Source organism: Phaeodactylibacter luteus (assembly GCF_007993045.1).
GTDB classification, from domain to species: domain Bacteria; phylum Bacteroidota; class Bacteroidia; order Chitinophagales; family Saprospiraceae; genus Phaeodactylibacter; species Phaeodactylibacter luteus.
In genome coordinates this window covers 21043-35186 of the sequence record NZ_VOOR01000018.1, presented here as the reverse complement: position 1 = coordinate 35186, position 14144 = coordinate 21043, and the positions used below count along the sequence as shown (strand labels likewise).

The following is a 14144-nucleotide window of genomic DNA, read 5'->3' as shown; positions in this document are numbered from 1 at the left end:
GTAAAGATAAAAAAACAACCGTAGAGTAGTGGGCTACAGCCCGCTACTGAGGCGCCCACCCTAGCACGCCCTCTGCAAAGTCGTTGATCGCATTTTGAACGGCTGGCAAATCGGCTGAACCAACGTAGGAGGCTAATGCGTGATTGGCAACGTTGGCAAAGGCGGCCTTCCGCTTAAGAGGGCCGGGGGTGCTGATCTGCTCATACATCTGCAACATAGCAGGCACAGATACGACCTCATCCTGTTCCTCCTCGTTTTTGTAATAGTACCCCAAGAATAGCGGCTGCCGGACCCCAGCGAAGGTCTCAGGCAACATGGTATGTTCTACCAGGTTCTGCAGCTGCACAAGCCCTTCCAGCCGGTAGCTGTTGTACCAGTATTTTTTGAACTCCTCGTCAGCTTCAAAAGACCGGTTTTTGCTGCCCATCATTTGCCGGGCAATCTGTAGCCCCCAGGGCTTGGTCAGCAAGCTGGCACTGCCCGACTTGATCGCGATGTTGGGGGAGAATGCAATGAGCGCGTCTACCGCCTCAGGAGCGTGGGCGGCCAGAAAAAGGGATAGGGTGCCCCCAGTGGAAGTGCTCATGACCAATACTTTTTCGCCCAAGCGTTTCCCCACGGCAATCGCGTGGGCGGCTGTAGCCAAAACAGAATCCGGGTGATAGTGGAGCAGTTTGTCAGGGACATCAAGCCCGTGGCCGGGCCAACGAGCGACGTACAAGTTGCACCCGTACCGCTGTGCAAACTCCCGGTGGGTAGGCTCGCCCTCCATATAAGTGGCTGTGAACCCAGGAAGGTAGACTACCGACCATGGCGTGGGCCGGTGCATGCTATCGGCCCAGATAATGCGGGCTTCATTGTCAGGCTTGAGATCAAGAACCTCGCTTTCTGCCCGCGCAATGCTGTCTGCTAATGCCTGCAAGCTGCTGTCTAGCTCAGGGAGCCTGACTTGCAGTACAGGGGGTGCTGGCTTGGGGCCAAGCAGGTACCCCACCATCAGGCCCACAACAACCACTGCCAGAGATAACTGTGCTTTCTTCACCTCGCTTTTTCCGTTAAAGGTAAGTTAAAAACTAGTGCTTATATGACTTTGGTCACGCTAGAAAGCGGAAATGTGTGCTAGGTTTACCGGGCGTAGGCCAGATTGCCATTTTTTTAGGGCCTGCCCCTGCCGCAAGGAGGGGGCCTGCCCCTGCCAAAGGGCAGGTGCCGCTATGCTACGGGGCTCGCTGTCCGCTCGGCCCCTCGCCCTACAGGCGTCGGGCCTGGCCTTTGGCCACCCCTGCGCAGCGCTAGGCCAATGCCAGGCTATAAAGCCCGGAAACATAAACACCTGCGGCATTTTAGTTTACGCCCATTTTACCCTTCCATCTGTTAATACAGCACACCTCATTGGGGTGCGCACTGAAAAAACGAGAACCATGTTCAGAAGCTTATTCGCGCTCTTGTTTGCCTTGGCATTCCCCTTGCTAGCTCAGGCACAGCCTGCTTTCTCAGTTGGCGTAAGCCCTTTTTCCATCCCCGGCTTCGAGGGGGTACAATCCTTTGTCTCTGCTACACACAACGGCTACATAGTGCTATTGGGCGGCCGCAAAGATGGGCTGCATCAGCGGCAGCCTTTTGCTTCTTTTGCGGCAGCAGGCAATAACGCCACAATCCACGTCTTACAGCCAGCGTCTGGAGCGTATTGGAGCACAGCCCTTTCCGGCCTTCCTGAAGCGCTGCAGGAGCAGCTGCAGTCGACCAATATGCAGTTTCATCAGTCTGGCGAGCAGCTTGTCATTACTGGCGGCTATGGGTACAGCGAAAGCGTAGGGGACCATATTACGCACGCCCTCCTGACGGTAGCCGATGTGCCAACCCTCATCAATGCCGTGATCAATGACGGTGATTTGGCCGCTGCATTTGAGTTTGCCCCTGATGCCCGGATGGCGGTCACCGGTGGTTACCTCCACCACCTGCAGGATACCTTTTACCTGGTGGGCGGGCATAAATTTACCGGAAGGTACAACCCTCACAACGGGCCTTCCTTTGTACAGGAGTATACCAATCAAGTGCGCCGCTTCACCCTGGACATGGAGGGCTCCCCTGCCATCGGGTTTTATGAAGCTTGGACGGACGAGATGAACCTCCACCGCCGGGACTACAACCTAGTGCCGCAGGTCTTCCCCGGGGGCATACATGGCTTCACCGCTTTTTCTGGTGTTTTCCAGCATGCTGCTGACCTGCCTTTCCTGAACAGCGTAGACATCACAGCGGAAGGCTATACTGTCAACAATGATTTTGAGCAGTTCCTAAATCATTACCACTGTGGCACTGCCCCATTATACGACCCGGCAACAGGCGAAATGCACACCTTGTTTTTTGGGGGCATGAGCCAATATTATTTCACCCCGGAAGGCGATTTGCGGCAAGATGATCAGGTGCCTTTTGTCCCTACCATAGGTGCAGTTACCCGCTACAGCGACGGCACCATGTCGGAGTATAAAGTGGGAGAGCTGCCTGCACTGCTTGGAGCTGGTTCAGAGTTTATACCGGTAGGCAATGGCTATAGCGGCTGGCCCGAGGTACAGCAAATGAGCTACCCTGCTGCGGGCGACAGCCTCTTCATCGGCTACCTGGTCGGTGGCATTGAGAGCAGCAGCGAAAACATATTTTTTGTAAACAATGGCACTCAGAGTGCGCCCTCCGGCACTTTGTTCAGCGTATACCTAAAGGCTGAAAGCGTATCCGCAGCAGAGGAAGTCAACCAGCCCTCAGGGATTGCTGAACTGAGCCTGTCTCCCAATCCTGCTTCAGGACAGGTGGCGCTGTCTTATCGGCTATCGAGCCCTTTGCAGGTAAACGTGACGATAGCAGATATGAATGGCCAGATCATCCGTCAGAAAGGTTTGGGGCTACAGCTGCCTGGCCAGTATGAAGAATGGATAGACACCGCTCAGCTTCCTGCTGGGGCTTACCTCTTGCACCTGAGCGCAGGCCAATCGCAGCGGGTGCTGCCCTTGGTCGTCCACTAAGAGCGTGTTGGGACTTTCGGGGCGAAGTATAAGCGAAAAAGTGTCCCGCTGTCTAGCGGGATAGACCGATTACTAAAGTCCCAACACCCTCTAATTGGCCCGGGTAATGAACACTTCCACCCGGCGGTTTTGGCGTTGCTCCTCTGCGCTACAAGATTCGCAAGGGCAATCGATGAGCCGCTGGCTTTCCCCTTTCCCAATGGTTTTGACCCGGCCTTCAGCCACCCCTTTGCCTGCCAGGTAGGCCTGAATGGCCAGCCCCCTTTCCTGTGAAAGGCGGAGGTTGTAATCTCGTGTGCCCTGGCAGTCGGTATGTACAGTGATATCGACCTCCATTTTGGGGTATTGCAGCATAAGGCGGGCCAGCTGCTCCAAAGCGGCTGTGCTTTCCAAGTCGATTATAGCGGAGCCGTAGCTGAAGGCCAGGCCGCTGAGCACAGCTTCCTGCCCTGGGCGTATCGGCAGCGGGAACAAGGGCTGCTCGTTTCCAGTAGTTGCAGGGGTAGAGGAGCGGGCCTGATTGCCATCCTGCCCTTCTGGAGCAGCTGCCAACTTGAGGATAACCCCCTTGGAGTAGCTGCTGCGGTTGTTCTTGGTGCTGATTTCCGTTTCATACGGCAAGTACCCAACCTGCTCAGCCAAGATGTGATAGTCATATCCGTTTTCCAGGCAGTCGGTAAACTTGCCGCTCATATCCGAGCTGAGGGTCTTCATGCGGTTGGTCTGCCGGTTGGTAATGAGGATAGTCGCCCCTCCTGCAGGCCGGTTGCCGTTGTTGTACGTTACAAAGCCATCCACTGTCATACAGTCGTTGCGGTCCATTGGGATTTCAACAGGCCGGTTGTAAGTATTCTCCCGGGGGCGGTAATCCTGTTCAATCGTCCGGTACCCCCTTCGGGAGATGGAAATGCGGTAGGACTTATTGACATCGAGCAATATGTAGGCCTTTCCCTCCCGGTTGGTCAGTTCGTTAGGCGCTGAAAGGGCACTGCCTGAGCCCTGGGCCACTGCGGGCTCATCGTCCTCTGTGTCAGGGGCTTCCAGCTGCCATTGGAGCGGCAGGAGCTCCTCTTGGCCGTCCGCCCCGGTTGCCAGCTCATAAATCTGAATGGCCGCATTAGAGATCGGGGCTCTGCTGTTGATATTGTACACTTCAAAAGTAGTGGTGAGCAGATCCGGGAAAGTGATCCCCTGAATGCCGTCAGGGGCAAAAAAAGCGTAGATATCGTCATCGCCTTTCCCCCCAGGCCGGTTGGAGGTAAAGAAGCCCGCATTGCCCTCCGGGTTGAGGATGAGCCCAAAATCGTTGTCCGCGCTGTTGAATGGCTTGCCGATATTGACGGGGTCCTTCCAGCCGTTCTCTTCGTTGCGCTCCATCATGAAGATATCAGCCCCCCCATAACCATTTTTGCGGTTGGAGGCAAAGAAGAGGGTACCGCTGTCGTGGTAGAAAGGGAATAGCTCATCATCACTTGAATTGACCTTGTTGCCGAGGTTGTAGGGCTCCGACCAGCCATTGCCATCCCGTATAGAGAGGTAAATATCAAAACCGCCATTGCCGCCTTCCCGGTCGGAAGCAAAAAAGAGCAGCCGCCCATCGCTAGACAAGGCCGGGTGTAGGGTGGAGTAGTCGTCTCCATTAAACGGGAGCTCTCGGATGTCTTCCCAGTCAAGCCCACCGAAGGTAGCCTCATAAATTTTGAGCCTCACCCGCCCCCCATCCTCGGCTTTGCCGGTGGTGTGGTCAATATTGCTGCGGGTAAAGTATATCTTATTGGTATTGTTGTCAAAAGCTACTGGCCCTTCGTGAGTGTCGGAGTTGAGGTTGAGCGAAAAGTTGACCGGCCGGAGCGGGTTGCCGTTGGCGTCGAATGCTGAATAGTAGAGGTCGTAGAAAGGGAGCTTCGTAGCCGGGTCTTTGGGCCCTGCCATATGCCTTGCCGAAACAAAGACCAAGCCTCTTCCATAGTAAGCTGGCGCAAACTCAGAAGTCTTGGAGTTGAGCCGTTGTGCATTCATGACCTCAACAGAGGCATTGAGGGACTCCGCCGCCCGGAGCTCTGCCCGCCGCCCTCGCTGCCCCATCAAACTCATAGATAAGCACAGGCCTGCCAAGAGGTATAGTAATCTCATATGTGGTCGTCTGCTGATTAATGGAATGCCTCAGGCTTGCTTACCTTGCACTCGTATGCCAAATTAAAGATAATTCAACAAAAATGTGGAGCCTGCCTACACAAAAGGCAGCTCTGGCATATGGTCGTAAACCAAAATTGTCACAGGCGTTCACGCTTTTCGGGCTTTAGCCTGGCATTGGCCTAGCGCTGCGAAGGGGTGGCCAAAGGCCAGACCCGACGCCTGTAGGGCGAGGGGCCGAGCGGATAGCGAGCCCCGTAGCATAGCGGCACCTGCCCGATGGCAGGTGCAGGCCCCTCCTTATGGCAAAGGCAGGCCAAAAAGACGACAATCTGTTGCGCCCTGCATATCCCTAGGCTGCCTTCTGTAAGGGCTGTGCTGCTTTTGGCATCAGTTCCCAAAAAAACGAGGGCTGTCATACTTGGAAGCCGTGGAGGTATTCCCAAAAAAGTAATGCAGGAAAAGCTCAGCGCTTCCGTCGTTGTAATCCCTAAGGTCGGACAAGGTAAAGTCATAAGACAGCCCGAACATCATCCGGTCTGCAATCTTAGCCGACAACAAGCCTGATACGGACTCACCTATACTATTAGCTTTGTTGCCGCCCAAGCGGTAAGAAGCGCCCAAGGAGTAATTCTCAAAAAAGGTGAACATGAGGTTGAAATCGGCGTCAAAAGGAGCGCCTTTCACATACTTCATCAGGACATTGGGCTGTAGGAGGACATCATCGTCTACCAGCTTAACCGTAAAGCCGGTCATGGCATAAATATGAATGTCTTCTCTGGAAATGGTAGTGCCCCCTGTATTGGCCAGGTCGATACTGCTCCGGATAAGGCGGGGTGAAGACACCCCTGCGTAAAAGTTGTTGGTATTGTAGTAAAGGCCAAACCCGAAATTGGGCACCGTACGGCTCTGTATGCCCATGGGCAGGGCTTCGTCTGTCTCTATAGGCTGGTTGGCCCTCAGCTCGTCATAATTGGCCTGGAGCAAGCGGATAGAAGCTGCAAGCCCAATGCCGAAGTAGCCATTGCCCAGCCGGAAGCGGTAGGCATAGTTGCCCTCCAGCGTATAACGATCGATGATGCCCACGGAACTGCGGATCAGGCTGGCCCCTACCCCAAGGCTGGGCAGTGGGGCCGCATTGAAAGTAAGCAGCTGTGCTTGTGGCGCCCCTTCGAGCCCAATCCACTGCTGCCGCCCCATGGCAGTGATCCGGGTATTGCCCGTGGAGCCGGCATAGGCAGGGTTGAAGCCCAATTTGTAGTGCATAAATTGGGTAAAATGGTCTTCCTGTTGGGCGAAGGCCACTTGAGCAGCCATCAGCAAAGCTCCAAATAGCATCAGGTGCAGATAGTAGTTTTTCATAGGGATAGCAGTTGTTACAGCCCGGCACTTAGCACCGGGCTGCTGTATTTATTGATGGCCGGTTTTTAACGTTGTATCAGCAGATAACCGCTCATCGGCTGCGAGCCGTCGCCCAAGTCGAGTATATAAAAATAGGTATCTACCGGGAGGTCCTCCCCATTGAAAGTCCCGCTCCAATTGTTGGGGTAAGGGACAGGAGAGTTGTACACCTCGTCGCCCCAACGGTTGAATACCGATAACCGGCTATTCGGGAATTCATTGCCTTCCAAAAGGCAGGGGATAATGAAGGCATCATTGACCCCGTCCCCGTTGGGGGTGATGACATTGGGCGCCTCACAGACTAGCCCTTCGCCAACCGTAAGCCGCAGGACGGCTTCGTCACAGGCACACCCTTCCCGGCACACCCTGTAAACGAGCTGATCTGTCCCTGCGAAGTCAGGGGCAGGCGTATAGGCGATCTGATTGTCAGCCAGTACCCGGGCTGTGCCATTGGCCGGGGCTACCGCAATTTCCACTGTAGCACCCTCCGGCACCATATCATTGAGCAGCACGTTGGTAAACGACTCAATAGCAAATGCAATCGTACGCGCGTCATCCTGTGCAACGGGGGGTGTCTGATAATCAATCACCAAGGTATCACGCGAATCTGGCCCGCACAGCCCCTGATCCAGGGTCCATACGATGAGGTTGTCGCCTACAGCCAGGTTCAGTACTTCCGTATCGGTATTGTTCCGGTTGGTAAATACCAGGCCCGGATCGGGCGAAGACCACCGGCCCGTACTCCCGAATGCAGGCTCACCGGCAGCTAGCAAGGCCAGGCCCTCGTCGTCACACACAATTTGGTCAAAACCAGCGAAAGGGTCATTATCTGCTATGCTGACGAGCACTTGGCTGCTGTCTACTCCGCACTCGCTGACCACGGTCCAGAGAAAGGCATAAGTATTGCCCGGAAGAAGCCCTGCACCAGATATGGAGGTCTGTGGGTCGGCAGGGTTGTCAATAAAAATATTGAAGTCTTCCTGCACGGGTGTCTGAGACCACTCACCTTCGCCCTCTCCCGGTGCAACGGCATTCAGGTTGAGCAGGCTGCCCGGGCAGATCAGCGTATCCATGCCGGCAATAGCCGGGGCAGGGACCGCTATGCTCAGTATAAGCGTGTCCATACTGAAGTTTTCGCAAGCGCCATTAGAAAGGGCCCACAACAGCGCATAAGCCGTATTCCCCTCAAGCCCGCTCACTGAAGTGCCCGGTACAGTTGGCATTTCGATATTGGGCACATTGCCTGTCGTATTGAGCAAAGACCACCTTCCGCTGCTTTGGGCAGGGGCAGCTGCATTCAGCGAAATGGTAGCGCCTTGGCAAGCTGTGGTGTCCATACCTGCAAATGCCGTTTCTTCCGGAATGGTATCCAGCATGATGACAATAGTAGGCGAAGGGTCCGAAATACAATCGCCCAAAACGGCTTCTACATCTATATTGAGGCTCCCAGCGCTGCCAAAATCATTGAACAATAGGTTGGGGGTCACGGTCGTATCTACAGGCACCCCAAAATTATACCAAATGTAAGAGATGCCAGTGCCCGTGCTGCCATTGGGCACGGATACAGCAGCGGTAGCGCCCGGCGCATCGATACATATCGGGCTGTTGGCCTCCAGCAAAGCTGGAGCAGGAAGGGTTTCATTAACGATGACCTCAACGCTAGCCGGGGCTGATTCGCACCCATTGCGGGAAGCAACAACCTGGTAAGTACCGCTGTGCAGCAAGGGGTCTGCGCTAGGCACTGCAGGGTTTTGCATAGCAGAAGTGAACGGCCCGGACCAAGCATAGGTAGCCCCTGCTGAGCCGTTCGCAAACAGCTGCAGCTGAGTGCCTTCACAGACCGGGCTGTTGCTCGATGCTTCCACGCTGGGCGCAGCGTTGACGGTCACATTGCGCACTGGAGAAGGGATGGAAGAGCAGCCGTTTACAGCAATGTAGACTTGGTACCCGCCGGCATCGTTTACCGTTAGGTTGTCGACATTGAGCACAGGGTCTGGCCCAGTATTTATGGTACCGGCTGGGGTAATCCAAAAATAGGTAGCATTTGGGATGAAAGCAGTGCTCAACTCGAGGGGCTCCCCCTCGCAGAAAGTGTAGCTCGAGCCCGTGGCTACCGGAGAGGGCAGCCGGCCCGGGGCATCTTTAACCTGCAAAGTGGTTGAAGCCGGCAAAGAAGGGCAGCCTTCAGGGGTAAATACCGTCAACGAGTAGGTGAAGCCATTTTGAATGCCTGTCACATCGGGTATGGTGGCCACAGCGTTCGTAGAATTGAAGCCAGGGCCCGACCAAAGATAGCTGTAGGAGCCATTGTCTATAGGGAATACAGTGGCCTCTAGCACCACATCGGTTTCTCCATAAAGGCACTCGGTGGCGTTATTGCTCACGCCGATGATATCAATAGCCTCGACGACCTGGACATCTACGCTCGACGTATCCGTACACCCTTGGGCGGTAGTCACCCTCAGGGTATAGGTGCCCGTACGGCCAGGGCCTACCTGATTGAGCACCGGGTTCTGGGCAACAGAAGTATAGCCGTTGGGGCCGGTCCACATATAGCTGGCACCCGGCAGGTTGGGAGCGCTGTACAGCTCAAGAGAAGACCGCTCGCAGAGCGGGTCTTCGGGAGCGATATTGGTACTGACCATAGCCACAGGCTGTGTATTGATGGCGACGTTCAGCCCAAAGGACATATCCGAATCGCAGCCAAATTGTGTGGACTGTACCGTCCACACCCCTGAAAAGCCATTATCGGCATCCGTTATGGTAAGGCTGTTGACAGGGGTAGTGATGGTGCTCAGGTCGGGCGCTGTCCAAGTGTAGGATGCCGCTCCGGCAGGCTCTGCCCGCAAAACAAGGGTTTCTCCCTCGCACAGCTGATTGTCCTCGACCGCCAGGCTAGGCCGGTTGGGCTTGGGCAGTACGTTGATGATGGAAGCCGCAGGGTTGGAAGCACAACCGTTGCGGGTAACCGTCAGCTGATAGGGGCCGGAATCCTCAAGCCCGATAGGGGAAATGACCGGTGGGTATTGGAGTGCAGAGGAAAAACCATCGGGCCCGGTCCACTGATAGGAAATGCCCGGGCCGGCAACAGGCGAGCCCAAGGATACCGCCCCCCCCTCACAGACGGTAGTATTTGCAAAATCCACAAAAGCTTGTGGGCGCGGGGTCACCTGTACGGCTTTAGCCGGCGAAGGCTCTGACAGGCAGCCGTTGGCTTCTATCACTACGTAAAAGAAACGGATGATACTGCTGCCCGGGTTCGATGGCGGAATGGCAATCATGGCCTCGTTGGTCGTGCCCACAAGGCTGCCATTCGGGGCTTGCCCTTCGTACCAGAAGTAAGTTGCATTGTTTAAAACCACCGAGGAGTTCAGCACGATAGGGTCTTCAGCACACTGCTGCCCAGCTGCCAGTACGGTAGCGGCCAACGGCTGCCCGGTAACGTCCACATTTACTACTTCCTCTGCAATACACCCGGTAATCCCTTCTATGCTCAATACGTAGGCACCGGCATCATCTTGGTCTACATTAGGGAGTATGGGGTTTTCCAAAGTAGAAACGAGCTGCCCGTTGGGGCCCCTCCATTCGTAAGAATACACGATGCCGCCCTCTGCTGCAGGCGGGTTGGCAAACAGATAAAGGGTATCCCCACCGCAGATGCCTGAGGTGTAGGTTGGCATAGGCTTCTCTGCTTCAATCCTAATAGGGCGGGTACAGGTAGAGGTGTTTCCAGCAACATCTATAACTGTGAGCGTAGCCATAATGGTCGTTTCTGCCTGATCGCAGGTAAAGGTATTGGGAGAAAGGAACATGGTGTCTATGGCGCAATTATCGTAGCTGCCAGCATCAAACTGCGCTACGCTGACGGTATCCACATCGAGGCCGGAAGGGTTGATGTCGACAAAAGTAGCATTGCACAGCGCGACGGGCGGCTCGTTGTCCAGCACTTCCACTTGGAAGCTGCAAGTGTCGAGGTTGCCCACGGCATCTTCAATCACATAGTAAACCGTAGTGGCCCCGACACTGAACTCGTGCTCCGGAGCCAAGCCTGGCAGCGGCATCTGAGTATAGGGCAGATCGGTAGCCCCTTCTGCATAGTAAAAAGGCGTCACCTGCTGATAGGTCAGGCTCATGAACGCATAGCTGAGGCTGTCCGGCTGTCCGTCCATACTGACTGCCCCCGGGCTGCAGGGGTTGATGCCGTCTCCTGGCATGCCCGGCGGCACCAGGATGGTATTGGGCTCCAAGGTAAAGGAGACTTCCCCATCTGCGGCCCATTCGTTGAAGCTGGCAGCCGGGATGCTCAGGGTGAATTGCCCGGGCGCTGCGCAGGAGGCTGCTCCAATAGGCGTACTGCTGAGAGTATCCCCGGTTTCGCTCAGGATGTTGAAGAAAGCCCCGGCAGTGCTGAAGTCCCCTCTGAGGTCTAGCGATAGAGCCACATTCCCCACTGCGTTGGCAGCTACCCCGCTGAAGGAGTAGCTTTTGGAGCTGGCCAGATAGTCGTTGAGGTTGGGGTCGAAAGTAAAGTTGAGCCATGCGCTCGCTGTATCGCCGGGCAGGGTTTGTGTAAATGGTTGTTCTAGCCCACAGTTGTCTGTAGCAGAAGCAGGCAGTGGCAGCGTCACTACTGCAGAGCACTCCCCTGTATCCAGCGGCACGGCGATGTCTGCAGGGCAGGCGAGCTGCGGCGCTTCCTGGTCTTCAACCAGCACTTGATAGGAACAACTGTCCACGTTCCCAGCACAATCTGTAGCGTAATAGGTGATCTGATTCGGCCCGATGGGCAGGGTGACCGTCACCGGCGCAATAGGGGCCACGACGTTCCGGCTGCCCCCGTTCACCTTATACTCGTATCGCAGCCCATCGAGGTTGGCAGCCTGAAAGGACAGGGTAGCATTCACTGTGCTGCCATTGGGCTCACAAATATCGTTGATGGCAAAGCTGCCGGGGTTGGTCGGAGGGATATTTGGCTCGAGGGTGATGTTGATGACCCCGTCCACTGCCCAAAGATCGAGCAGGGGCTTAGGCACAGTGAGCACGGTGTCGGCATTGCCGCATTGCACCCCAGAACGCCCACTGCGGCCAATCAGCGTGCCATCTTCTCCTATCACCCGGAAGTATTCGGTGGCGCCTTCAGCATCTACATTGGTGAGCTGTAGGTTGAGCAGCCCGTTGCCTTGCGCATTGATCGGCAAGGGCTGGCTGACAGCAAACGTGAGCTGAACGGGGTTGACCGGTGTGCTCCCTTCCTGGCCTGGTGCGGCATTGGAAGTGATGGCGGCATTGTCGCTCACGCTGATGTTGGAGACTGAAGCTGCACAGGCTTCTGAAAGGAAGGGGACCTCAAGTGTAAAATTGGCAGAGCATTGCCCGAAGTTGGTCCCAACAACCACATCAGCCGGGCACGCCTCAAAAGCAGGTGGCGTATCATCAATAATGACGAAAGCAGCTGTGGTCTGTGAGCTGTTGCCACAGCCATCGCTCACCACAAAATCGACCAATAGGTTGACAAGGGTATCGCTGTTGGCAGGGCAGTTGATAGGGGGCATGCCCACAGCTGACTGCCCGGTGCCGGAAAGCAGGGCACTCCAAGAAAGGCTATCGGCTACCGCACACAGATCGGCCGCCAACGCGCCGCCGTTGGTGCTGATCCAATCGTTGTAGGCATCCTCTACGCTCATGCCTTGCATACAATTGATAACGAGGTCGCCCGCCGGCGTATTGATAGTGGGCGCAATGGTATCGATAACCGTAATGCGCTGTAACTGTATGCTATCGTTGCCGCACACATCTGCTACGCGCCATTGCCGTTCAATGGTGAAATTGTTCTCACAAGAACCGGCAATCACCGTTTCAGATAAAATCTCCACCGTCAGGGAATCTAGAGGTGCACAGTTGTCTGCTACCATCGTAGGCTCCCCGGTAACAGCCAGGCTGCTCTCCAGCCCACAGTTGACGGTGGTATCGGCAGGCACGGTAAATGCAGGCGCTTCGAGGTCCCGCACAGTGATCACTTGGTTGGTAGCGGTAGCGTTCCCACAGACATCTTCTGCCCGCCATTGCCTCCTGATTTGGTAATTGTACGAGCATTCTCCCGGAAAGGGGAACAGCTGATCCGTGAAAGAGACCAAGACGGTGTCCCCGCAATTGTCCATAGCATTAGTCACATTGCCGGTAATGCTGAGGTCCAGCTCATCGTCTGAGCAGGAAATAGAAACAGCTGGCGGGACGGTGAAAGTAGGGGCAGTGCGGTCGCGGACTTCGATGATCTGTATGGCCGTGGAGAGGTTCCCGCAGTCGTCGGCCACCGTCCATATCCGGCGGATATTGAACTCCCGTGGGCGGCAGTCCAGGTTGCCATTTACATCAGGTATGCTATAGGAAGTATCTTGTACAAAGGTAATATTGGGCATGGCAGTACAGTCGTCGGTGGCTGTCACCATGCTGCTTGGATTGTTGGCGAGGTAGCCGTCCGTTTCGTCGCATTCCAGCTGTAGCCCGGCAGGCACATTGGCTAAAACCGGGGCCACCGTATCAATCGTAATGAACCGGGCCAGGTAAGCGGTATCGTTCCCACATACATCCTGTAGGCTAAAGGTGACGAGGAGGGTATCACAAGGAGCAGGGATATAGGAAGAGCCCGGCATATCATCGGTGATAAGCATATTGAGCGGGGTGGGGCTACAATCCATGACATTGGTCCGCATGATGGTAAGCCTCGACTGCCGCCAGTTATCGAAAGCCATATCGGCTACGGCACAGGAGACGGTGGTGTCGAGCACAATCCCATCGGGGTTGGTCGTGGGCGGTGCCATGTCTGGCCGGATAATGATGCGCTGTGTGTAGGAGGCCAGGCTCATATCGGCGAAAGCGCCAGACCAAGTCCGGTAGAGGGTGTCCTGCATACAAGGGTCTACCACGCCGGTTAAGCCATTGCTGGAAGTGCTGTCGGTTGGCGGGAACAGGAATACACTATCCAAAGGGTTGCCAGGATTGAAGAGCAGCAAGGTATCGGGGGCCGGTATATCACAAACGCCGTTCACAATAGTGTCGTTGGGCGGTACCGTGAGGGCGCTCAACATCGAGGCTGTGCCCTCAGCAGCCGCTGCAGGGGGCATGGCCCAAAGCAATAGTGCCGGCAGTGCGAGCAGTGCCTTGCATTTGTGCAGAAATATCAACGGGTGTGCAGTTTTCGTCATCGTTGCGTTTATTTGTGGGGCTATTCAGCCAAAGCGGGTAAACAAACAGGCACAAGGCAAGGCCATAGCCTTAGCTTGTGCAACAAAGAAAGCTGCAAGCCAGGTCCTAGTCCTGACAGGCAGCAAGGGGATGGTATCAGATACCGGTGATAGGCTGCAGGCATATAGCCATGACCGGCTGCGGGGGTGTTGTCTGTGTTGGCCTCAAGCGCCTTCTGTAGACCCTTGGTCAGCATGTTTCAATCGGTTTGTGGTTAAAAACAGGCCTGCATACAAAGCAGGGGCTGTTTGTTTTTGGGAAAGCCTGGAAGGGCACGCTCAGGGCACCTTCAAGCACAGATGTCCGCAAAATATCAAATTCCAGCCAGTAAACTAGGATTCCCAGTACTGG

The 14144-nt window shown here is 55.4% G+C and carries 5 protein-coding genes; 1 reads left to right on the top strand and 4 read right to left on the bottom strand.

Going from position 1 to position 14144, the window contains the following annotated elements; all coding sequences use genetic code 11:
• Positions 1–43: 43 nt before the first annotated feature.
• A complete protein-coding gene (locus FRY97_RS10210; protein WP_147167427.1) occupies positions 44–1042 on the bottom strand; it encodes an alpha/beta hydrolase in 999 nt (332 codons plus the stop codon).
• A 379-nt stretch (positions 1043–1421) separates the two neighbouring features.
• Between FRY97_RS10210 and FRY97_RS10205 the strand changes: the two genes are divergently transcribed.
• Positions 1422–3017, top strand: coding sequence for a T9SS type A sorting domain-containing protein (locus tag FRY97_RS10205; RefSeq protein WP_170254579.1), 1596 nt, complete (start codon positions 1422–1424; stop codon positions 3015–3017).
• Between the two features lie 90 nt (positions 3018–3107).
• On the opposite strand, the gene FRY97_RS10200 is transcribed toward FRY97_RS10205, so the two are convergent.
• The 3 genes from FRY97_RS10200 to FRY97_RS10190 all read right to left on the bottom strand — a co-directional run bounded on the left by FRY97_RS10200 (position 3108) and on the right by FRY97_RS10190 (position 13753).
• The gene (locus tag FRY97_RS10200; protein ID WP_147167423.1) at positions 3108–5150 is read right to left on the bottom strand and encodes an OmpA family protein; all 2043 of its coding nucleotides are present in this window, start codon (positions 5148–5150) and stop codon (positions 3108–3110) included.
• Positions 5151–5540: 390 nt separating this feature from the next.
• Entirely contained in the window at positions 5541–6512 is a 972-nt protein-coding gene (locus tag FRY97_RS10195; RefSeq protein WP_147167422.1) for a PorP/SprF family type IX secretion system membrane protein, read from the bottom strand.
• Between the two features lie 65 nt (positions 6513–6577).
• Complete coding sequence (locus FRY97_RS10190) at positions 6578–13753, bottom strand: T9SS type B sorting domain-containing protein (protein ID WP_147167421.1); 7176 nt, start codon at positions 13751–13753, stop codon at positions 6578–6580.
• Positions 13754–14144 lie beyond the last annotated feature (391 nt).

Coding starts and splice junctions, on each gene's coding strand:
- FRY97_RS10205 (WP_170254579.1), top strand. CDS start 1,422: ATGTTCAGAAGCTTATTCGCGCTCTTGTTTGCCTTGGCATTCCCCTTG.
- FRY97_RS10200 (WP_147167423.1), bottom strand. CDS start 5,150: ATGAGATTACTATACCTCTTGGCAGGCCTGTGCTTATCTATGAGTTTG.
- FRY97_RS10195 (WP_147167422.1), bottom strand. CDS start 6,512: ATGAAAAACTACTATCTGCACCTGATGCTATTTGGAGCTTTGCTGATG.
- FRY97_RS10190 (WP_147167421.1), bottom strand. CDS start 13,753: ATGACGAAAACTGCACACCCGTTGATATTTCTGCACAAATGCAAGGCA.